We start from the raw sequence: 21,312 nt of genomic DNA, 5'->3' as shown, positions 1-21,312 counted from the left end.
CCCCGAAGACTGAGAGGAGCAGGCGCATGGAGTTCGAGGTCACCATCGAGATCCCCAAGGGCGGCCGCAACAAGTACGAGGTCGACCACGAGACCGGCAAGGTCTACCTGGATCGTTACCTCTACACCCCGATGGGCTACCCGGCCGACTACGGCTACATCGACCACACCCTCGGTGAGGACGGCGACCCGCAGGACGCGATGGTGCTGCTGCCCGAGTCGGTGTTCCCGGGCGTCATCGTCAAGGCCCGCATCGTCGGCATGTACACCATGACCGACGAGGCCGGCGGCGACGACAAGCTGCTCGCGGTGCCGGCCGGCGACCCGCGCTGGGACCACATCCAGGACATCGACGACGTGTCGAAGTTCGAGCTCGACGCCATCGCGCACTTCTTCGAGCACTACAAGGACCTGGAGCCGGGCAAGGAGGTCACCCCGGGTGGCTGGGTCGGCAAGGCCGAAGCCGAGAAGGTCGCCCAGGCCGCGGTCGCCCGCTACGGCGCCTGACGACCGGCGGTCGCCTACCGCGCACGACGACGCCCCGCTTCCCGAATTCTCCGGGAGGCGGGGCGTCGTCGTTGAGCTGGTGTCGCGTGCCCGAAAATTGTCGAATGGTTGCCGGGGCATACCGTCGATGAATTTTCGACACGCGACACTAGGCCTTCGAGGGTTCCGTGTCCGGCTCCGGATCGGGCCCCTCGACCACCTCGCCGTCGCCCGCCTCGGCACCGTCCGGCTCGGCACCGCCGGTCCGCAGTGGCAACTCCGCCCAGGTCACGGTGCCGATGATGGCGAGCAGTGACAGGATCGACACGGCCAGGAACACCCGGTCCATCGACTCGGCGAACCCGTCCTTGATGGGGCGCGCCAGGTCGGCGGGCATCCGTTCGAGGACGGCGGTGTCCTTCATGACGCTCGACGCGCCCGCGGCGTGGCCTGCGCCCTCCTGCGAGGCGGCGATCAGGCCCTTGCCGAAGGCCGCGACCTCGGGATCGTTGCTCTGTGCGGCCTGCGCGACGGCGACCCGGAACTGCGGGTCGTGCGAGGCGGCCTTCATGTGGTCGGCGATGTTCGGCCCCATCGTGGAGAACAGCATGGAGAAGAACACGGCGACGCCCAGGGTGCCGCCGATCTGCCGGAAGAAGGTCGCGGTGCCGGTCGCCATGCCCATGTCGCGCAGCGGCAGCACGTTCTGCATGGCCAGCATCAGCGGCTGCATCAGGTTGCCGAGGCCGAAGCCCAGGAACCCGGCGATCAGCATCACGAGCCACATCGGGGTGTCGGTGCCGATGTAGTGCAGCACGAACGCCGCGACCGTGAGGATCACCGAGCCGATGATCGGATAGATCTTGTAGCGGCCGGTCCGGGAGATCAGCTGGCCGGACACGATCGAGCCGATCATCAGGCCGAGCACCATCGGCAGCATCTGCAGGCCGGCGACCATCGGACTCGACCCGCGCAGCACCTGGAAGTACTGGGGCAGCATCGAGATGCCGCCGAACATCACGGCGCCGACCACCACCGAGACCAGGATGCCCTGCGTGAACACCCGGTTCTTGAAGATCCGGAGCGGGATGATGGCCTCGTCGCCCATGGCGCGTTCGATCAGGATGAAGGCCACCAGGCCCACCGCGCCGATCACGTAACACGCCCACGACCGGCCCGACAGCCAGCCCCAGTCGCGGCCCTGTTCGGCGACGATCAGCAGCGGCGCGACGGTCACCGCGACGGCGACGGCACCCCAGTAGTCGGTGCGGTGGCCGGTCACCTTGTTCTGGTCGTAGTTGAGGACCTTGTAGACCAGCGCCAGCGCGATGATGCCGATCGGCACGTTGACCAGGAACACCCAGCGCCAGCCGGAGACCCCGAGGATCGAATCGGCACCGGCGAACAGGCCGCCGAGCACCGGGCCGAGCACGCTCGACGTGCCGAACACGGCCAGGAAGTAGCCCTGGTACTTGGCGCGTTCACGCGGCGGCACGATGTCGCCGATGGTCGTCAGGGCCAGCGTGAACAGACCGCCGGCACCGATGCCCTGGAACGCGCGATAGGCGGCCAGCTGATACATCGACGTCGCCGACGCGCACAACGCCGAGCCGATGATGAAGATGGTGATGGCCGCCAGGAAGAACGGCTTGCGGCCGTGCAGGTCGGACATCTTGCCGTACAGCGGGGTGACGATGGTCGACGTCACCAGGTAGGCGGTGGTGACCCAGGCCTGCAGGTCGTACCCGTGCAGGTCGTCGGCGATGGTCCGGATGGCCGTCGACACGATCGTCTGGTCGAGCGCGGCGAGGAACATGCCGGCCATCAGGCCGGCGAGGATGGCGAGGATCTGGCGGTGGGTCATCCCCTGCGAGGGGAAATACTCCGCGTCCGCGGTGTCGGTCATGGGGCGCCTTCTGTCGGGGTGGTTGGGCTGATCTCGGCTTCGACCGCGTTCACGAATCGGTCGAGCAGAGTTACGAATCTTTCGAGTTCACCGGGTGCCCACTCGCCGACCAGCGACGCCCCCATCGCGCGCCGGTACTCGACCATCCGGCCGAGGGTGGCCCAGCCCGCCTCGGTCAGCACCAGGCGGTGCGCGCGCCCGTCGATCGGGTCGGCCTCACGCCGGACCAGACCCTCGCCGACGAGATGCGCCACATGGCGGCTCACCGTCGACGGGTCGGACGAGAGGGCCTGTGCCAGCTCACCCGAGCGCAGCGGTCCGTGCTTGAGCATGATGAGCGCGCGATAGGCGGCCGGTTCGGTGGTGCCTCCGGTCGCCTGACTGGCTCTGGTCAGCGCGCGATCGCGCAGCCGGTGATACTTGGCGAGCGCCGCGAAGAGGCGGTCGACGAGTTCGTCGTCGGAGACGGACACCGAAACCCCTTCCTCACGAAACACTTGCGGCCTGCAACTGATTGCAGACCGCAAGTGTGCGCCCGGATCCGGGTGCCGTGCAACTACGGCAATCGGCCCGAAACGGAAGGTTCGCCGATTGGGCCGTGTTGCGAAAGTCCTCTGCGAGGCATTCGGCGAGTCCGATGGGCGGACGACAACGCAGCCGGCCGTTCATCGGGCCGACAAGGCCCGCAAAGGGATTTTCGCAATACGGCCTACGCGCCGGTCAGCTGCGCGAGCGCGGCGAGGAGCCGGTCGACGTCGTCGGACCCGGTGCCCAGCCCGAAGCTGACCCGGACCGCGCCGTCGCCGTGCCCGAGTCGGGTCAGCAGCGGGTGCGCGCAGAACTTCCCGTCGCGCACACCGATGCCGTGGTGGTCGCTGAGGTACTCGGCCACCTCGCGCGCCGCGCGGCCCGCGACGGCGAATCCGGCGATGCCGACCCGGTCCGCGACGACTCCGTTCGGAACGTCGTCCGGGGCCTCGAAGATCCGCAGCGGCGTGATGCCGGGCAGCGCGGCGAGCCCCGCGTCGAGGCGGGACAGCAGGTCGTGCTCGTGGTAGCCGATCAGCTCGAAACCGAGCCCGGTGATCGCCTCCGCGGCGGCCGCGATGGCGACGGCGCCGAGGACGTTCGGGCTGCCCGCCTCGTGACGCGCCGCTCCGGTGTGCCACGTGGTCTCGGTCAGCTCGACGTGCGCGGTGGCACCGCCACCGGCCAGATACGGCTCGGCGGCGTCGAGCCAGTCGGGCCGACCGATCAGCACTCCGGCACCGAACGGCGCGTACACCTTGTGCCCGGAGAACACCAGGTAGTCGACGCCCGAACTGGCCAGCGAGATCGGCCGGTGGGCCACCAGCTGCGCGCCGTCGATCAGGATGCGGGCACCGTGCCGGTGCGCCAGCGCGGTGAGCCGGCGGATCGGCAGCACCTCGCCGGTCACGTTCGACGCCGCGGTGACCGCGAGCAGCGCGGCCGGCGCGCTCGCGAGTTCGGCCTCGAGGGCGTCCAGGGTGGCGTCGAGCGTGGGCCGGGCGACCACCGTGCGGGCGCGCCCGGTCCGCTGCCACGGCAGCAGGTTGGCGTGGTGCTCGATATCGAGGACCACCACCTCGCCGTCCGCCGGGAGCGCGTGGGCGGCCAGGTTGATGGCGTCGGTGGTGTTGCGGGTGAACACGACGGTGTCATCGGCGCGGCCTCCGACGAACCGGCGGACCGTCTCCCGGGCCTGCTCGTAGCGCGCGGTGGTGACCTGCGACAGATGTCCCGCCCCGCGGTGCACGCTCGCGTACTGCCCGAGCGCCTTCGTGACCGCCGCGGCCACGGAGGCCAGAGCGGGCGCGCTGGCGGCGTAGTCGAAGTTGGCGTACCGCACCTCCGCACCGGAGACCGTGGGCACGGTCTCCTCGGCGCCGACCACCTCGGCCAGCGGGGTGACGGCCAATGCGGCGGCCAGTGCATCGTCGGTGCACACGGGGGTTTCCAGGACAGCGGTCATGACGGTGTCTCCTCAGCGAATCCGCGCTTGCCGCGACCGGTCGGCCGGCGGCCGGGTCGTCACCGGGAGCACCCCACTCGCGAGCGGAGGGTTGCCGATCAGCCAGCCCGGGCTTGTCGCTGATACTCGTGACCCGCCGATCACTGTGCCGGTTCACCGGCCACGGCGCGAGGGTTAGATTCACGGCGGATTTAACCGCCTCGTCGTGCCCGATCCGGCCGGTCGGATACCGTACGACCATGACGAACCCGCCCCCACCGGGACAGTTCCCGCCGCCGTCCGGCCAGGATCCGCAGGGCCAGTACCCGCCGCCGCCCCAGCCGGGTCAGGTTCCGCCCGGCCAGTTCCCGCCGCCGGGACAGGTCCCGCCCGCGGGGCAGTTCCCGCCGGGCGCGGTGCCGCCGCCCGGATACGGCGCCCCACAGCCGGCCGGACGTTCGGGCATGTCCACCGGCCTGATCGCCGGGATCGTCGGCGCCGTGGTCGTGATCGCGGTGCTGATCGGCGTCCTGCTCTGGCAGCCGTGGAAGTCCGGCGACGCGGGCAAGACGCAGAGCTTCACGCTCGATGGCGGCGTGAAGGTGAAGGTCGACGTCCCCGGCGGATGGAAGGCCCTGACCATCACCGATGACTCGAGCCTCATCCTGGCGATCCTGCCGTCCGATGAGACCCGCACCGACAACGACTCGCTGGATCAGGCGACCCGCGAGCTGGAGACCGACCCGAACGCGAAGCCGGTGCACGCGGTGGCCGTCCACACCGAGGAGTGCCCGTCGAGCGTGAGCGACCTGGCGGCCGGCACCTGGCGGACCAAGCCGGTCAGCACCGACACCGAGGACAACGCCGCCACCGCGAGCTTCCCGGCCATCCTGCGCGTCGATTCGACGTACTGCCTGGAACTGGTCGGCATCGACGTCGAGCACGGCACCGCGGTGAAGTCGACCACCGGCGTCGACCTCGCCAAGAAGCTGGTCGACAAGAAGCAGATCACCGCCTCCCGGTGACCGGCACGACGAGCTTCGTGCTGTCGCGGCCGTCCGGGACCGTCCGCGGTACCGGCGTCGCCGCCCGGTTCGGTTCGGTGGCAGCGGCACGTTCGGAGCTGGGCGGGGACGCCGCGGTGATCGCGGGACTCCTCGCGTTCGACACCGCGGCCCCGGCCGCGCTGCTCGCCCCGGAGCGGTGGTCGTTCCGGCCGGAGCCGCTGGCCGCCCGGCCCCCGGCCGCCGTCGTTCCCGCGGACTCGTCGCTCACCCCGCCCGGGGTGCACCGCGAGCGGGTCGAGGCGGCGCTGCGGATCATCGGGGCCGGCGGTGCGGAGAAGATCGTGCTGGCCAGAGAGGCCACCCTGCGGTTCGCCGCACCGGTCGATCCGGACGCCCTTACCGCGGCGTTCGCCGACGGCGCCGGGCAGTCGGCGGTCTTCGCCGCGCAGACCGGCGGCGGCGGCTGGCTGATCGGCGCCAGCCCCGAGTTGCTGGTCCGCCGGTCCGGCCGCGTCGTCACCTGCCACCCGCTCGCCGGGTCGGCCGCCCGGCAGCGCGACCCGGATCTCGACGCGGCGGCCGCCGCCTCGCTCGCGGCGTCGGACAAGGATCTGCGCGAGCACGCCTTCGTGGTCGACGACATCGCCGCACGACTCGCTCCACTGTGCGAGGACCTCGACGTCCCGGCCGTCCCGGTGCTGTCCAGCACTCCCGAGATGTGGCATCTGGCGACGCCGATCCGCGGGATTCTGCGCGACGATCCGCCGCGCCGCGACACCGCGACCGCCCTCGACCTCGCCGCCCTGCTCTCCCCCACCCCCGCCGTCTGCGGCACCCCGCGCGCGGCTGCCGCCGCCGCGATCGCCGAGATCGAGGGCCCGCGCGAGTTCTACGGTGGCGCCGTCGGCTGGTGCGACGCCCGCGGTGACGGCGAGTGGCTCGTCTCGATCCGCTGCGTGCAGATCGACCCCGGCCACCGGGTGGCCCGCACCTGGGCGGGCGGCGGCATCGTCGCCGGATCCGACCCGGCCGCCGAGGTCGCCGAGACCGACGCGAAGTTCCGCACCGCCTTCCGCGCCCTCGGCATCGATCCCCGCTGATCGAACGAACCGCCCCGAGCAGCGAGCAGTCTCCACAGCCGCGTTTCCGCGGCACCGAACGGGTAACCACCCCACCATCCACCTCGATCTCAGTGCAGCTCGGCCCGTCGTGTGGCCAGGCTCTCCGCGAGGAGCCTCATCGACTCGTCGACCTCGTAATTCAACTGGTGCCAGGTGTAACTCAGCACGATCCAGCCCGCCTGAACCACGTCGTTTCGCTTCCGGTGGTCGCGCTCGAAGTGCCGCTGCTGCTGGTGGTAGGCCCAGCCGTCGATCTCGACGGCGATTCTCTCCGCCGGCCAGGCGAAGTCGACAGGCCATTTCCCGACCCGGTACTGCGGCTGCCAGCCGGTGATCTCCTCCGCGCGCAGCAGGTCGACGAACAGGCGCTCCGCCGCCGACTCGGTGTCGCCCCCGGCCACCTCGACCAGCCGCCGAGCTTCGGCCATGCCGCGGATCCCGGCGTTGCGTTCCATCGCGGAGGCCAGCTCCGCGACCGTGACCGGATGTTGTTGCAGCGCTCGGTCGATCAGCCGGGCACCGTCCTTCACGACCGAGGCGGCGGACAGCACGGTCATCGGCAGGCTCGTCACCCTCAGCCCGCGGACCGTCTCGACGTCCGTTTCGTGATAGGTCCGGCGAATCGCCTCGACCGCACCGCCGGACCAGCGGTCCGGCCGGGAGGCGTACCCGACCGCGATCGTCAGCGGGTCGGCGAGCTCCGTTTCCAGCCCGCGCCACCAGGCGGCGGTCGTCCGGTCAACGACGCCGCGCAGGGCCGCGACCGCGGCGCGCACCATCGCCGCCTCGGTATAGGCGTGCGAGCACGACCGGAAGACGCCCCGGGCGAGCGACTTCCAGCTTCCCGAGCGGACGCGATACCTGATCTGCTCGCGCGTCAGCCCGCACGCCAGTGCACGCTCGACGGTGATGACGCCATCGTGATCGGCCAGTTCCAGTGCGAGTCGCCCCGTATCCCCCATGTCCATTTAGACGCAGGGGCGCCCGATCCGGTTCCACCGGTCCGCAGACCGTCGCGGATGCGGTCACTATTCCCGCTTCCGCGACGATCTGCGATCAGCCCAGGGCCTGGTCCAGATCGCGGATCAGGTCGTCGGCGTTCTCCAGGCCGACGGAGAGGCGGACCATGCCGTCGGTGAGGCCGATCGCGGCCCGGCCGTCCGGTCCCATCGCGCGGTGGGTGGTGGTCGCGGGGTGCGTGATCAGGCTCTTCGCGTCACCGAGATTGTTGGAGATGTCGATGATCCGGAGTCCGTTGAGCACCTCGAAGGCCCGCTCCTTGCCGGTCTTCCCCTCGACGGAGTTCGGGGAGCGGCCGGCCGAGCTCGGGGAGCGGCCGTCGGCGGCCAGCTCGAAGGTGATCACGGTGCCACCGCCGGCCATCTGCGCCCGCGCCAGCTCGTACTGCGGGTGCGACGGCAGGAACGGATAGATCGTCCGTGCCACCCGCGGATCGGCATCGAGGAACTCGGCGATCTTCAGCGCGCTCGCCACCGACTGGTCCAGGCGCAGCTTCATCGTCTCCAGGCCCTTGAGCATCACCCACGCGTTGAACGGGCTGAGCGCGGGACCGGTGTGCCGCATCAGCTCGCGGACCGGGCCGGAGATGTATTCCTGCGTGCCCATGATCGCTCCGCCCATCACGCGGCCTTGCCCGTCGATGTGCTTGGTGCCCGAGTACACGATCACGTCGGCCCCGAGGTCGAGGCCGCGCTGCAGCAGCGGCGTGGCGAACACGTTGTCGAGCACCACCTGGGCACCGGCGGCGTGCGCCAGTTCGGCGACCTTCCGCACGTCGACCAGCGTCTGCATCGGGTTGGACGGCGTCTCGAAGAACACCGCGGTGGCCGGCGTCGACAGCGCCTCCTCCCACTGCGCCAGGTCCTCACCGTCGACGAAGACGACGTCGACGCCCCACGACGGCAGGATCTCGTTGCAGATCACGAAGCACGACCCGAACAGGCTGCGGGCGGCGACCAGCCGGTCGCCCTTCTTCAGCAGCGCGCCGAGAGCGACGAAGACGGCGGCCATGCCGCTCGCGGTCGCGAACGCCGCCTCGGTTCCCTCGATCTGCCGCAGCCGCTCGGTGAACATCTCGACCGTCGGATTGCCGTAGCGGGTGTAGACGAAGCGTTTGTCCTCGCCGGTGAACGCCCGCTCGGCTGCTTCGGCCGAGTCGAAGACGTAGCCGCTGTTGAGGTACAGCGCCTCGGAGGTCTCGAAGAATCCGGACCTCATCAGGCCGCCGCGAACCGCGATGGTCTCCGGCGACACCCATTCGGGCAGGTCACGGCTCATCGATGCACTCCTTCTACTGTTGCCTCCAGGGCAGGCCCTCGGCGCGCCAGCCGGCCGCCCCGCGGTGGCCCTGCGCGTCGAGCCCGCCCTCGAATCCGTCAAGAATGTTGTACGCCTTCTCGATCCCGGCCGCCGTGGCGGCCTCCGCGGCGCCGATCGAGCGATGCCCGGACCGGCACAGGAAGAGCACCTCGGCGTCGTCGTCGACGCCGGCCTCCCGCAGTGCCTCGACGAACCGAGGATTCGGCGCCATCGACGGGAAACTCACCCACTCGATGAGGACGGCCTGCTTGCCGAGCGCGGAGACGTCGGGCACGCCCACGAAGGCCCATTCGGCGGCGGTGCGGCAGTCCACCAGGACCGCCTCGGGGTGCTGTTCCAGGGCGGCCCAGGCCTCCTGCGGGGTCATGTCACCGGCGTAGCTCACAGCGTGCACACCTTCCAGGCGTTGTTCTCGCGGACGACGGTCAGCGGCGTCGTCTGCTTGTCGTTCGGGGTGTCCTCGCGGTTCCAGTGCACGGTCACCTTCGCGGTGTCACCGGTCACCGCGACGTCCATGGTCGGGATCTGCAACCGGCCCTGCGCGTCGCGAGCCTTGCGGTTCTCGTCCGCGAACTGCTGCTCGGTCGGGAACTCCGGCGAGTTCACCTTGGCCGCGCAATAGGAGTCGCGGAACTGCTGATAGTTCAGCGAGTTGCGGGCGGTGTACGCGTCGTTGACCACGTGCTGCACCTGGGTCGAGTCGTTCAGGCGCCGGTCGGGCGGGCTGCACGCCCAGACGCCCGCCACCACGCCCACCAGGATCAGGACGAAGATCGCCGCGGCCAGGATCGGCCAGGCGCTGCGGTCGGGGTCGTCACTGCCGAACTCCTCGGCGAGGGCCTCCGGATAGTCGTCCGACGGACGCTGGTCACTCATAGTCGGCGATTCTATCGGCCGGGCGGAAGCCCTGGTCGGCCGCGGCCGTGTGGGCGTCGTGGCAGATCGGGGCGGCTACGTCAAGGGTTTCGGGCAGAAGCGGCCGGGTGAGGGGAGCCTCACTGTTCGAATTTTGGCGGCGGCTCACCAGCGCATACCGTGGCAGGAGAACAGATTTGTCCAGCTGAGGAAGCGACTGCGAAATGAGTGAGAACAGCCGCCCGCTGCGCGTAGCGATCGTCGGTGCCGGTCCCGCCGGAATCTACTGCGCCGACGCCCTGATGAAGTCGGAGACCGCCGCGGAGCGCGGGGTCAGTATCGACCTGTACGAGCGCATGCCGGCCCCGTTCGGCCTGATCCGCTACGGCGTCGCCCCCGATCATCCGCGGATCAAGGGCATCATCACCGCCCTGCACAAGGTGCTCGACAAGCCGCAGGTCCGCCTGCTCGGCAACATCGACTACGGCACCGACATCACCCTCGCGGATCTGAAGAAGCACTACGACGCCGTGGTCTTCTCCACCGGCGCCACCGACGACCGCGTCCTGGAGATCCCCGGCGTCGACCTGGACGGCAGCTACGGCGCCGCCGAGTTCGTCGCCTGGTACGACGGCCACCCGGACTTCCCGCGCGAATGGCCGCTGGAGGCCGAGAAGGTCGCCGTGATCGGCGTCGGCAACGTCGCGCTCGACGTGGCCCGCGTGCTCGCCAAGACCGGCGACGAGCTGCTGCCGACCGAGATCCCGGACAACGTCTACCAGGGCCTCAAGGCGAACAAGGCCGTCGAGGTGCACGTCTTCGGACGACGCGGCCCGGCGCAGGCCAAGTTCACCCCCCTGGAGCTCAAGGAACTCGACCACTCGCCGAACATCGAGGTGGTGGTGAACCCCGAGGACATCGAGTACGACGAGGGTTCCGCCGTCGCCCGCCGCACCTCCAAGATCACCGACCAGGTCGCGACGATCATCGAGAACTACGCGATCCACGAGCCCAAGACCGGCGCGATCCACAAGCTCTTCCTGCACTTCTTCGAGAGCCCGGTGGAGATCCTCGGCGAGGACGGGAAGGTCGTGGGCCTGCGCACCGAGCGCACCGAACTCGACGGCACCGGCAACGTCAAGGGCACCGGCCGCACCACCGACTGGGACCTCGGCGCCGTGTACCGCGCCGTCGGCTACCTCTCGGACAACCTGCCGGAGATCCCGTTCGACAGCCAGGCCGGCGTGATCCCGAACGAGGCGGGACGCGTGTTCGACGACGGCCGGCACCTCACCGGCCTGTACACCACCGGCTGGATCAAGCGCGGTCCGGTCGGCCTGATCGGCCACACCAAGGGCGACGCCAACGAGACCGTCGAGTGCCTGGTCGAGGACATGGTGGCGGGCGCGCTCAACGCGCCGGAGGACGCCAGCGAAGAGGGCGTGATCGCGCTCCTCGAGTCGCGCAAGATCCCGTACACCACCTGGGACGGCTGGTACCGCCTGGACGAGTACGAGCGCGGCCTCGGTGCCGCCGAGGGCCGCGAGCGCAAGAAGGTGGTGGAGCGTCACGAGATGCTCGCCGCCTCCGAGCCCGACAAGATCTAGTCGACGACGCCGAAGGACCCCGCCGCACCCGCGGCGGGGTCCTTCCGCATCCTGTCCCGACCGCACTCTGCCCCCGCCCCGGCCCGCCCCCCGCGCTCCCCTTCCCCGGCCCGCCCCGCCCCCGCGCTCCCCTTCCCCGGGGCGGCAGCGCCCGCGACAGTCCCCACGAACGCGACGCCCGCGAGTGCCGCTTCCGTGGCCGACTGCCGCGCACATGTCGCCGGCTGTCGCGGATAGCGGGGCGGCGGTGTGGAGATGCGGCGGGGTAGAGATGCGTCAGGGGCGACGACCCCCCGGTCGCCGCCCCTGCCGTGTGTTCAGCTCAACTGACTCGCGGGCGAGATCAGTTGGCCGGGGTCGTCGGAGCCGGAGCGTTCGGCGGCGCCTGCTGCTGGCGGACATTCATCCAGAAACCGAAGTTGTCCTGGATCTGGAACGCCTCGTTCTCCGCACCGATGGTGTAGCCGGAGATGGACGACGGCCAGCAGCCCGCCCACTTGGTGTTCACCGAGATGTAGGTCTGACCGGGGAGGAGCTGACCCGCCCGGGTGTCCTTCGCGATCACCTTGCCGAAGGAATCCTTCTGGCCCTTCTTCTTGGCGGGCACGGTCTTGGTCGCGCCACCGATCTCGGTGATGGTGACGTTGTTCATCGTCGAGCCGCCGGTGTTCTTCACACCCATCCAGCGCTTCATCTGCCAGAGCGGGTTGGGCTTCCAGTTCGGTCCCCATGCCTGGAAGGTGCAGTCGACACCGCCGAGCATGGTGAGGTTGCCCGGGGTAGCGGCCTGCGCGGGCGCGGTCGCGAAGAGCGAGCCGGCACCGATGGCGCCCGCCGCGGTGACCGCCACAGCGGCTCGTTTCAGGGTCTTCTTCATGATCAAACCTTTCGTCGTTGTTCTACCGTTGCGGAGCCGACGGCCCCGGAATCGTCGCTACCGGCCGGCCTGCGCGGCGAGCATGCCGGGTGCCATGCCCCAGTCGAAGTCGATGTTCATGTTCGACCCGCTGAACACTTCCTGGATATCGTCGCCGATCGCGTAGCCGAGGATCGCGTACGGCGAACCGCAGCCCTCGGTGGTCTGCGCGGCGATCACGGTCTGGCCCTTCTTCAGGGTGCCCGCCGAGGTGACCGCCTCCGTGGACGCGAACACCAGGCCGCCCGCGCCTTCCGGCTTACCGGCGTCGAGCTTGGGGACCGTCGCCTCCGGGCCGGCGACCGAGCCGACGCGAACTCCGGTTGCCGTATCCGGACCGTGGTTGGTCACGGCGACCAGACGCTGGGTATAGGTCTTGCCGTTCAGTTCCTGGCACTTCACGGTGGCGTTCACGCCGAGGTCTCCGGCGGCGTGGGCCTGGCCTGCGGCCAGTAGCGAACCGGCGCCGACGGCAGCGGCGGCCACCGTGACCAGCACCGACCGTGTGATGTTCTTCTTCATTGTCCCCTCCTGATGGGCTGCGGGCAGTCGTGTCCGCCGCGCGGAAACCGCGCGACGACACCCAGCTATCGGGCATACCGGGCGTCCACCAGAGTGACCGCCCTCTTCACCGTTTGTCGCCGGACCAACAGGAAACGTTACGAATCTGTTCAGTTTTCTCACATCGGCGACGCCACGCCGGGCGCGCGCCTGCTCCGTTCAGCGCGACGGCGGAGGCGGAGGCGGGGGTCCCGGCGGACGCGGACCGCGCGGTCCGGCGGGGCCGCGCGGGGGCATGCCGGGCGGTGGCACCTGCGGCGGACGAGACGCCCGCGGCGGCGGCATCGGCGGGCGGGGTGCGCCTGCGGGACCCCCGCCCGGACCGGGCTGCGGGGGCGGCCCGGGCACGACACCCGGCGCGCGACGGGGCGGCGGCCCCGCCGGCGGCGGGCCGCCCGCGGGCGGTTGCGCGCGGTACTGATCGGTCTCGGCGGCGGCACCGTCCGGGGCGGCTTGCGGCGCACCCGATGCGGGGCGGCCCGGTCCGTCCGGGGTGTGGTCTCGAGGGAGATGCTGATCGGCGGCACCTTCGACCATCGTGGAAGCACCCGCACCCGGCCCGGAGACGCCCTCGGCCGGCCCGGAGGCACCCGGCACGACCGGCTCCGGGATCGGATCGTCCGCGCCGAGCGGCACTACGAGCCCGGCGGCGCGGGTGGCGCGGCGGCGCGCCTCGTCGGTGGTCGGCGCGGTCGCGACGGCGACGCCCATCCGGCGTTTGGCGAAGCTCTCCGGTTTGCCGAACAACCGCAGGTCGACCGCCGGATCGGCGAGCGCCTCGGCCACCCCGGCGAAGCGGATCGCGGGTTCGTCGAGCCCGCCGTAGATCACCGCGGAGGCGCCGGGTGAGCGCATCTCGGTGGTCACCGGCAGGCCGAGCACGGCGCGGGCGTGCAACTCGAACTCGCTGAGTCGCTGGGTCGCGAGGGTGACGAGCCCGGTGTCGTGCGGGCGCGGGCTGACCTCGGAGAAGAACACCTCGTCGCCCTTGACGAACAATTCGACGCCGAACACGCCGCGCCCGCTGAACCGGATGTCGGCGGCGGCCATCGCGGTCACGACCCGCGCGGCGATCGACCGCGCCGCCCCGGAGGCGATCTCGCTCATCGGCTGCGGCTGCCAGCTCTCCACGTAGTCGCCGCCGGACTGACGGTGCCCGATCGGCTCGCAGAAGTACGTGGCCAGCTCGCCGGTGGCCGGGTCGATCGCGCGCACCGTCAGCAGCGTGATCTCGTAGTCGAAGTCGATGAACCGTTCGACGATCACCCGCGTGGAGCTGACCCGGCCGCCGGTCATCGCGGTCTCCCACGACGCCGCGACATCGGCCTCGCCGCGCATCACCGACTGCCCCTTGCCCGAGGACGACATCACCGGTTTCACCACGCACGGATAGCCCACCCGGAAGGCCGCGTTCCGCAGCTCCTCCTCCGACTCGGCGAACAGGTACGACGACGTCGGCAGACCCAGCTCCTCGTCGGCCAGGCGGCGGATCCCCTCGCGGTCCAGGGTCAGCGTGACCCCCTTCGCGCTCGGAATCACCTCGGCCAGACCCTCGTTCTCCACGTCGACCAGGGCGGCGGTCGCGATCGCCTCGATCTCCGGAAGCACGTACTGCGGGCGGTGCTTCTCGATCACCGCCCGCACCGCGGCCGGATCGGTCATGTCGATCACCTCGGCGGCGTGCGCCACCTGATGGGCGGGGGCGTCGGCGTACCGGTCCACCGCGATCACCTCGACGCCGAGGCGTTGCAGCGCGATCACGACTTCCTTGCCCAGTTCACCGGAACCGAGCAGCATCACCTTCACCGCGTTCGGCGACAGCGGGGTACCGAAGGCCCGCACGGGGCCGCCCGGTGCGGCGGCGGGCTCGTCGGGGGCGTCAGGAGTGGGGTTCGACGTCATGCCCGCAGTCTACGGTGACTCTCCGGCCTCTCCGCCGGAAGCGATGTTCGGGATCAGCCGCGGAACGAACAGATCCGTCGGCTCGCTGCGGCCCCGCAGCACGACGGCGTCGGTCATCTTCCAGCGTGTCCGCTCGCCCCGTTCGGCGGCCTCGACGACGCGGCGGCTGGCCCACGGCACCCGCGGATCCCGCTTGGCCAGCTCGGAGATGCGGGCGCTCTCGTTCACCGGATCGCCGATCACCGTGTACTCGAAGCGCTGGATGGCCCCGACGTTGCCGGCGACCACCGGGCCGAAGCTGACACCGATCCCGGCCCGCAGGTCCGGTACCTCCACGCGCAGCCGCTCGGCGATCTCGCGGGCGGCCCGCAGCGCGCTGCCGGCCGGGTCGGCGATCGCCTGCGGCGCACCGAAGATGGAGAGCACCGCGTCGCCCTCGAACTTGTTGACCAGCCCGTCGGCGCGTTCGGTCGCTTCGACGATCACCGCGAAGAACTGGTTCAGCAGGTCGACCACCTCGGTGGGCGACCGTTTGGTGGCCAGTTCCGTCGAGCCGATCACGTCGACGAAGACCACCGCGACCGTACGCTCGGCGCCGCCCAGCTCGGGATCGCCGAGCATGGCCGCATCGGCGACGTCACGCCCGACGTGCCTGCTGAACAGGTCGCGCATCCGTTCTTGTTCGCGGAGTCCGGCGACCATGTTGTTGAAGCCGAGCTGGAGTTCACCGAGTTCGGAGGCGTCGTACACCACCAGGTCGGTGCCCGGGGAGACGTCGCCCTCGCGCACTCGCGCCATACCGCGGCGCACGCTCTGAATCGGTCCGGTGACGCTCCACGCGTACAGGATCAGGGACAGCAGACCGACCCCCATCGCGACGGCGACGAGCACGGTCACCGACACGAACATGTTCATCTTCGAGGTATCGGGCGAGAAGGTCCCGAACAGCACCACCAGGAAGATGCCGAGCACCGGGACACCGGTGCCCACCAGCCACGACGACACCGCCCGCGACCGCACCGACGAGCCGCGCCAGCCGAGCCCGGCCTGCAGGATCTTCGCCGACACCGGCCGCAGCATGATGTCGGCCAGCAGGTTGGAGATGGCGACCACCACCAGGGCGCTCATCACCACGATGAGCACGACCTTGGTGATCAGTCCGGTATCGACCAGGCCGTAGAGGACACCGAGCAGCACGGCCGCGCCCACCCACAGGATGAACTGCAGCAGCACCAGCATGCGCCGCGCCCGCAGCGTCCGCTTCACATCGGCCGGGGTGGGGATCTGTTCCCGGATCGACCAGCGCAGGCCGCGCACCATCGTCGCGGTGCCGACCGTGATGCCGACGATCAGCGCCACCCCCGCGTACACGGGAATGGCGATGAAGTTGATCAGCATCAGGTCCCGGCGCAGGAACGACGGTTCCGGGATGCCGACCGCGCCGAGTGCCACCGCGACCACGATCCCGACCAGGTTGGCGAAGACGATCGCCGAGGTCAGCAGGAACTGGATGCGGACCCGCAGCTTGCGGCCGCCCTCATCGGCCGGCCCGAGCAGAATGGACCCGTAGTCCCGGCTCAGCCGCGGTGACAAGGTGGCTCAGACGATTTCGCGGCGCACGATGGTCTGTTCGCGGCCGGGCCCGACACCGATGCACGAGATGAACGCACCCGACAGCTCTTCCAGCCGCAGCACGTAGTTCTGCGCGTTCTGCGGCAGCTCGTCGAAGGTCCGGCAGCCGGAGATGTCCTCCCACCAGCCGGGCATGGTCTCGTAGACCGGGGTGGCGTGGTGGAATCCGGTCTGCGTCATCGGCATGTCGTCGTAGCGCACGCCGTCGACCTCGTAGGCGACGCAGATCGGCACCTCATCGATGCCCGACAGCACGTCGAGCTTGGTGAGGAAGTAGTCGGTGATGCCGTTCACGCGGGTGGCGTAGCGGGCGATGACGGCGTCGAACCAGCCGCACCGGCGCGCTCGGCCGGTGGTGACGCCCACCTCGCCGCCGGTCTTGGCCAGGTACTCGCCCCACTCGTCGAACAGCTCCGTGGGGAACGGCCCGGCGCCGACGCGCGTGGTGTACGCCTTCAGGATGCCGAGCACCGTGGTGATCTTGTTCGGCCCGATGCCCGAGCCGACGGCCGCGCCGCCCGCGGTCGGGTTCGACGACGTCACGTACGGGTAGGTGCCGTGGTCGACGTCGAGCAGCGTGCCCTGGCTGCCCTCCAGGAGGACGGTCTCGCCGCGCTCGAGCGCCTGGTTCAGCAGCAGCCGGGTGTCGGCGATGCGGTGCTTGAAGCCCTCGGCCAGCTCGAGTGTCTCGTCGACCACCTGCTGCGAGTCCAGGCCCTTGCGGTTGTAGATCTTGGTGAGGATCTGATTCTTGATCTCCAGGGCCGCTTCGACCTTCTGGGTCAGGATCTTCTCGTCGAGCACATCGGCCACCCGGACGCCCACGCGGGCGATCTTGTCCTGGTAGCACGGGCCGATGCCGCGGCCGGTGGTGCCGATCTTGCTGTTGCCGAGGAAACGTTCGGTCACCTTGTCGATCGCCACGTGGTACGGCATCAACAGGTGCGCGTCCGCGGAGATCATCAGCCCGGCGGTGTCGACGTCGCGCTCTTCCAGACCACGGAGTTCGGTCAGCAGGACCGACGGATCGACGACGACGCCGTTGCCGATCACGTTGTTCACCCCCGGCGTCAGGATTCCCGACGGGATCAGATGGAGAGCGAAGGTCTCGCCGTTCGGCAGCACGACGGTGTGACCCGCGTTGTTGCCGCCCTGGTAGCGAACGACCCATTGGAGCTTGCCGCCCAGCAGATCCGTCGCCTTACCTTTGCCCTCGTCGCCCCACTGGGCGCCGATAAGCACAATCGCAGCCATGTCAGGTGCTCCTCCTATTCACCGCAACCCTACTGGGTGAACCGCACAGATACCCTATTCACGTGGCATCTCACGCGATCTCCCCACCGCCGCCCGGCGCCGAAGCCGCTGCTCTGTCCCGCGCCGTCGCCGCGGCGATCGCCGATCCGGGCGTCTCGCGGCTGATCGTCACGCCCCCGGCCGACAGCGCCGCGGCCGACCTGTTCCTCTCCCAGGTGGTCGGCGTCCTGATGCGCCACGAGCGGCTCGACGTCGAGGTGGCCTACGTCCCCGCCGCCGCCACCCGGGCCACCCGGGTGTACGGCCTGCCGCACGGCGGGGCCGCGGCGAAGCTCGCCGAATCCGGTGCTGCGCATAGCCTTCCGCTGATCCGCGACGATGCCGCCACCGTGCTGGTCGGCCGGGCACGGCACCTGGGCGCGGCCCCGGATCCGGGCTCCGGGCGGGTGAAGCTGCACGGCGAGACCTATGTCGATTCCGAGCGGCTCTTCGACGGTGATGTCCGCGGCGTGGTCATCGAGCCGCTGACCGAGGCGCCCGGGGTCCGGGCCCGGCTCGACCGACTGATCCCCGGCGGCTGGCTGACCGGGCGCGCCGTGCAGACCGGCGGCACCAACCTGGTCGTCGAACGTGAAGGGGAGCTGTCGCCGCGACCGGTGAAGCGGTCCACCTTCTACCGGCACCACATCGACTGGAAGCTGGTGCGCCCGTGAAAAGTTCACCCGCACTGGCGGCCGCCCGGGCGGTCCGGCCGGGCCCGATCTTCGCGCTGATGGTCGCGGCCGCGGTCGGCGGCGGCGTGCTGCTCTGGCGCAGCGGCAGCGTGAATTCCGGCGCGGCGATCGGCGGCATGTGGCTGCTGATCCTGGCCGGCTGGATGATCTCGCTATGCCTGCACGAGTTCGCGCACGCCTTCCTCGCGTTCGTCTACGGCGACCGGACGACGGAGCTCCGCGGCTACCTGACGCTCGACCCGCGCAAGTACACCCATCCCGGGCTGTCGATCGGCCTACCGCTGCTGATCATCGTGCTCGGCGGGATCGGTTTCCCGGGCGGCGCGGTGTACCTGAACACGTCGGGCATGACGAAGGGCCAGCGCACCCGGATCAGCCTGGCCGGACCGCTGACCAACCTGGTCTGCGGCGTGATCCTGCTGCTGGCGGTGGCGGCGGTGCCGATCACGACCGACAACCTCAATCTGCTGTCCGGGCTGGCCATGCTGGCCTTCCTGCAGATCACCGCGACCGTCCTGAATCTGATCCCGATGCCCGGGTTCGACGGCTACGGCGCCATCGAGCCCTATCTCTCGCCCGAGACCCGGCGCAGCGCGGCGCAGATCGCCCCGTGGGGATTCCTGATCATCTTCGCGCTGCTCTTCATCCCGGCGCTCAACCGGGCGTTCTTCGATCTCATCTACCGGATCATCGAGCTGTTCGGCGTGCCCGGCGGCCTGGTCGGTGAGGCCTGGCGGCTGTTCCTCTTCTGGCGCTAGGGCGACGCGAAACCCCTGCCGCGCACGGCAGGGGTTTCGGTGGCCGCGGGAGTCAGTCGGCGAGCAGTCCCTTGGCGATATGCGTCACCTGGATCTCGTTCGATCCGGCGTAGATCATCAGCGACTTCGCGTCCCGGGCCAGCTGCTCCACCCGGTACTCCGACATGTAGCCGTTGCCGCCGAACAGCTGCACGGCCTCCATGGCGACGTCGGTGGCCGCCTGGGTGGCGTACAGCTTCATCGCCGACGACTCCGCGAGCGTCGGAAGCTTGCCGGCCTGCAACGACTCGATCGCGCTGAACACCATGTTCTGCACGTTCAGCCGTGCGACCTCCATCTGCACCAGCTTCAGCTGGATCAGCTGGAACTGGCCGATGTTCTTGCCCCAGAGCGTGCGCTGCTTGGAGTACTCGACGCAGAGGGCGTGGCAGCGGTTGATGATGCCCAGCGACAGGATCGCGCAGCCGACCCGTTCGATCACGAAACTCTGCCGGGCACTGTCACGGCCGTCACCGCCCTTGTGCTCCTCGGTCTCGCCGAGCAGCCGGTCCGGGGTCAGCACGACGTCGTCGAAGAACAGCTCGCCGGTGGGCGATGAGTGCATGCCCATCTTGCGGAACCGCTTGCCCTGCGTCAGCCCCGCCATGCCGGAGTCCAGCACGAAGGTGAGGACCTTGCGGTCGCGCGGATCCACCGACTTGTCGCCCTCACCTGTCCTGAGCGAAGCCGAAGGGTCGAGCTTGGCGTAGACGACGATGACGTCGGCGTTCGGCCCGTTGGTGATGAAGGTCTTCTGGCCGTTGAGGACGTAGTTCTCCCCGTCGCGCCGAACGTAGGTCTTCATCCCACCGAACGCATCCGAGCCCGAGTCGGGCTCGGTGATCGCCCAGGCGGCGATCTTGTCCAGCGTGACCAGGTCGGGCAGCCACCGTTCCTGCTGCGCCAGGGTGCCGCGGCTCATGATGGTCGCCGCACCCAAGCCGAGGGAGACGCCGACCGAGGCGACGGTGCCGAGGGTGACCCCGGCCAGTTCGGCCAGGATGACCGCCCCCATGGACAGCTGGGCGCCCATCTCGCCGAGACCGCCGGACTTGCGGTCCTTGGTTTCGACGGGCTCGACCGGCGACGACTGCTCAGCCGACGACGACTCAGCGGCGGCCGCCTTCTCGGCCTTCTTGCGCTTGCGGGCGAGGTAACCGTTCAGGGCCTCGGCCGCCATGACGTTCAGCCCGAAGTCGTTCCACAGTTCGCGGGCGATCGGGTACGGCAGCATGTCGCCGTGCTCGAGGTCGTCGATGTGCGGCGTCACCTTGGCGTCGATGAAGTCCCGGACCGCATCCCGCATGATGAGGTCGGTGTCGGACCAGCCGATCATGGGAGCCTCGCGGCGATGTCCGTGATCTGCCACGGGCCCTCGGTCTCGATGGTCTTGACGTCGTGCCAGCCGGCGAGCTCGGAGATCGCCTCGCCCTGCACGGCGAACACCTTGCCGGTGATCGCGCAGTCGTCGGACGCCAGATAGGCGACCAGCGGCGAGATGTTCGCCGGACTGAACGCGTCGAAACCGCCCTCGTCGTCCACGGCGGCGGCCGCCATCATGGCGCCCATGCCGGGCGTCGCCAGGGTCAGCCGGGTCCGGGCGATCGGCGCGATCGCGTTGACCCGGACGCCGTAGCGCTCCAATTCCTCCGCGGCCACCTGGGTGAGCGCCGCGATGCCCGCCTTGGCGGCCCCGTAGTTCGACTGGCCCGCGTTGGGCAGCGTGGTGCCCGATGCGGACGAGGTGTTGACCACCGCCGCCCGCGGCTGGTCGCCCGCCTTGCTCCGGTCCTTCCAGTACGCCGCCGCGTGGCGGAGCACGTTGAAATGACCTTTGAGGTGCACGCCGACCACCGCATCCCACTCGGACTCGGAGAGTCCGGCCAGGAAGCCGTCGCGCAGGATGCCCGCGTTGTTGACGACGATGTCGAGTCCACCGAACTCATCGATCGCCTGCTGGACCAGCGCTTGCGCATCGTTCCAGTCGGCGACGTTGCCGCCGTTGATCACGGCGTCGCCGCCCGCGGCCCTGATCAGTTCCACGGTCTCCGCGGCGGGGGTCTGATCGACGCCCTCGCCGGCGTTGTCGCCGCCGAGATCGTTGACGACGACCTTGGCGCCCTCCTTGGCGAACAGCAGCGCGTGCTCGCGGCCGATGCCGCGGCCCGCGCCGGTGATGACAGCTACCTTGCCGTCCAGAACACCCATGTCGGTGTCACTCCT

The 21,312-nt window shown here is 69.9% G+C and carries 20 protein-coding genes and 1 riboswitch; of the genes, 6 read left to right on the top strand and 14 right to left on the bottom strand.

What is annotated here, in order from left to right:
* The first annotated feature begins 26 nt into the window (after positions 1 to 26).
* Positions 27 to 506, top strand: coding sequence for an inorganic diphosphatase (locus tag ACSEEN_RS07275; protein WP_247866163.1), 480 nt, complete (start codon positions 27 to 29; stop codon positions 504 to 506).
* Between the two features lie 148 nt (positions 507 to 654).
* Here ACSEEN_RS07275 and ACSEEN_RS07270 read toward each other — a convergent pair whose 3' ends face one another.
* From ACSEEN_RS07270 to ACSEEN_RS07260, 3 genes are all read right to left on the bottom strand, one after another.
* A complete protein-coding gene (locus ACSEEN_RS07270; protein WP_440712781.1) occupies positions 655 to 2,391 on the bottom strand; it encodes an MDR family MFS transporter in 1,737 nt (578 codons plus the stop codon).
* Positions 2,388 to 2,864, bottom strand: coding sequence for a MarR family winged helix-turn-helix transcriptional regulator (locus ACSEEN_RS07265; RefSeq protein WP_247866161.1), 477 nt, complete (start codon positions 2,862 to 2,864; stop codon positions 2,388 to 2,390). The genes ACSEEN_RS07270 and ACSEEN_RS07265 overlap by 4 nt, the downstream gene beginning before the upstream one ends.
* 236 nt (positions 2,865 to 3,100) lie before the next feature.
* Positions 3,101 to 4,384 carry an aminotransferase class V-fold PLP-dependent enzyme gene (locus ACSEEN_RS07260; protein ID WP_440712780.1) on the bottom strand — a complete coding sequence of 428 codons (1,284 nt, stop codon included), beginning with the start codon at positions 4,382 to 4,384 and terminating at the stop codon, positions 3,101 to 3,103.
* Positions 4,385 to 4,402: 18 nt separating this feature from the next.
* A riboswitch (SAM riboswitch) is annotated at positions 4,403 to 4,518 on the bottom strand.
* A 105-nt stretch (positions 4,519 to 4,623) separates the two neighbouring features.
* Between ACSEEN_RS07260 and ACSEEN_RS07255 the strand changes: the two genes are divergently transcribed.
* Positions 4,624 to 5,388 (top strand): hypothetical protein, encoded by a 765-nt coding sequence (locus ACSEEN_RS07255; RefSeq protein WP_440712779.1) that lies wholly within the window; start codon positions 4,624 to 4,626, stop codon positions 5,386 to 5,388.
* Positions 5,385 to 6,470: an isochorismate synthase gene (locus tag ACSEEN_RS07250; RefSeq protein WP_440712778.1), complete on the top strand. Its 1,086-nt coding sequence runs from the start codon at positions 5,385 to 5,387 to the stop codon at positions 6,468 to 6,470. Before ACSEEN_RS07255 ends, ACSEEN_RS07250 begins: the two co-directional genes overlap by 4 nt.
* Before the next feature lie 89 nt (positions 6,471 to 6,559).
* On the opposite strand, the gene ACSEEN_RS07245 is transcribed toward ACSEEN_RS07250, so the two are convergent.
* The 4 genes from ACSEEN_RS07245 to ACSEEN_RS07230 form a co-directional block, all read right to left on the bottom strand.
* Entirely contained in the window at positions 6,560 to 7,453 is an 894-nt protein-coding gene (locus ACSEEN_RS07245; protein ID WP_440712777.1) for a DUF559 domain-containing protein, read from the bottom strand.
* A 94-nt stretch (positions 7,454 to 7,547) separates the two neighbouring features.
* Positions 7,548 to 8,789, bottom strand: a complete 1,242-nt coding sequence (locus ACSEEN_RS07240) for an O-succinylhomoserine sulfhydrylase (protein ID WP_440712776.1) — start codon at positions 8,787 to 8,789, stop codon at positions 7,548 to 7,550.
* A 13-nt stretch (positions 8,790 to 8,802) separates the two neighbouring features.
* Complete coding sequence (locus tag ACSEEN_RS07235) at positions 8,803 to 9,216, bottom strand: rhodanese-like domain-containing protein (protein WP_247866155.1); 414 nt, start codon at positions 9,214 to 9,216, stop codon at positions 8,803 to 8,805.
* Positions 9,213 to 9,707, bottom strand: a complete 495-nt coding sequence (locus tag ACSEEN_RS07230) for an Rv0361 family membrane protein (RefSeq protein ID WP_440712775.1) — start codon at positions 9,705 to 9,707, stop codon at positions 9,213 to 9,215. The genes ACSEEN_RS07235 and ACSEEN_RS07230 overlap by 4 nt, the downstream gene beginning before the upstream one ends.
* Positions 9,708 to 9,910: 203 nt before the next feature.
* Here ACSEEN_RS07230 and ACSEEN_RS07225 point away from each other — a divergent pair, with 203 nt between their 5' ends.
* Positions 9,911 to 11,293, top strand: a complete 1,383-nt coding sequence (locus tag ACSEEN_RS07225) for an FAD-dependent oxidoreductase (RefSeq protein WP_247866153.1) — start codon at positions 9,911 to 9,913, stop codon at positions 11,291 to 11,293.
* A gap of 343 nt (positions 11,294 to 11,636) precedes the next feature.
* Here ACSEEN_RS07225 and ACSEEN_RS07220 read toward each other — a convergent pair whose 3' ends face one another.
* The 5 genes from ACSEEN_RS07220 to ACSEEN_RS07200 all read right to left on the bottom strand — a co-directional run bounded on the left by ACSEEN_RS07220 (position 11,637) and on the right by ACSEEN_RS07200 (position 17,558).
* Positions 11,637 to 12,170 carry a hypothetical protein gene (locus ACSEEN_RS07220; RefSeq protein ID WP_247866152.1) on the bottom strand — a complete coding sequence of 178 codons (534 nt, stop codon included), beginning with the start codon at positions 12,168 to 12,170 and terminating at the stop codon, positions 11,637 to 11,639.
* Between the two features lie 57 nt (positions 12,171 to 12,227).
* A complete protein-coding gene (locus ACSEEN_RS07215; protein WP_247866151.1) occupies positions 12,228 to 12,731 on the bottom strand; it encodes a hypothetical protein in 504 nt (167 codons plus the stop codon).
* Between the two features lie 198 nt (positions 12,732 to 12,929).
* On the bottom strand, positions 12,930 to 14,672 hold the full coding sequence (gene purT, locus ACSEEN_RS07210) for a formate-dependent phosphoribosylglycinamide formyltransferase (protein WP_440712774.1): 1,743 nt from the start codon (positions 14,670 to 14,672) through the stop codon (positions 12,930 to 12,932).
* A gap of 9 nt (positions 14,673 to 14,681) precedes the next feature.
* On the bottom strand, positions 14,682 to 16,265 hold the full coding sequence (locus ACSEEN_RS07205; protein ID WP_440712773.1) for an adenylate/guanylate cyclase domain-containing protein: 1,584 nt from the start codon (positions 16,263 to 16,265) through the stop codon (positions 14,682 to 14,684).
* A 6-nt stretch (positions 16,266 to 16,271) separates the two neighbouring features.
* On the bottom strand, positions 16,272 to 17,558 hold the full coding sequence (locus ACSEEN_RS07200; RefSeq protein WP_371308549.1) for an adenylosuccinate synthase: 1,287 nt from the start codon (positions 17,556 to 17,558) through the stop codon (positions 16,272 to 16,274).
* A gap of 62 nt (positions 17,559 to 17,620) precedes the next feature.
* Between ACSEEN_RS07200 and ACSEEN_RS07195 the strand changes: the two genes are divergently transcribed.
* The gene (locus tag ACSEEN_RS07195; RefSeq protein ID WP_298446437.1) at positions 17,621 to 18,271 is read left to right on the top strand and encodes a hypothetical protein; all 651 of its coding nucleotides are present in this window, start codon (positions 17,621 to 17,623) and stop codon (positions 18,269 to 18,271) included.
* 59 nt (positions 18,272 to 18,330) lie between these two features.
* Positions 18,331 to 19,050, top strand: a complete 720-nt coding sequence (locus ACSEEN_RS07190) for a site-2 protease family protein (RefSeq protein WP_247867901.1) — start codon at positions 18,331 to 18,333, stop codon at positions 19,048 to 19,050.
* A gap of 52 nt (positions 19,051 to 19,102) precedes the next feature.
* Here the strand turns inward: ACSEEN_RS07190 and ACSEEN_RS07185 are convergent, their stop codons facing one another.
* The gene (locus ACSEEN_RS07185) at positions 19,103 to 20,425 is read right to left on the bottom strand and encodes an acyl-CoA dehydrogenase family protein (protein ID WP_440712772.1); all 1,323 of its coding nucleotides are present in this window, start codon (positions 20,423 to 20,425) and stop codon (positions 19,103 to 19,105) included.
* On the bottom strand, positions 20,422 to 21,297 hold the full coding sequence (locus ACSEEN_RS07180; RefSeq protein ID WP_298445767.1) for an SDR family oxidoreductase: 876 nt from the start codon (positions 21,295 to 21,297) through the stop codon (positions 20,422 to 20,424). Before ACSEEN_RS07180 ends, ACSEEN_RS07185 begins: the two co-directional genes overlap by 4 nt.
* Positions 21,298 to 21,312 lie beyond the last annotated feature (15 nt).

The organism is Gordonia marina (assembly GCF_052036135.1).
In the GTDB taxonomy this organism is placed as follows: Bacteria; Actinomycetota; Actinomycetes; order Mycobacteriales; family Mycobacteriaceae; genus Gordonia.
Note: the sequence above shows the minus strand (reverse complement) of the source record. Positions and strands in the feature narration are given on the sequence as shown.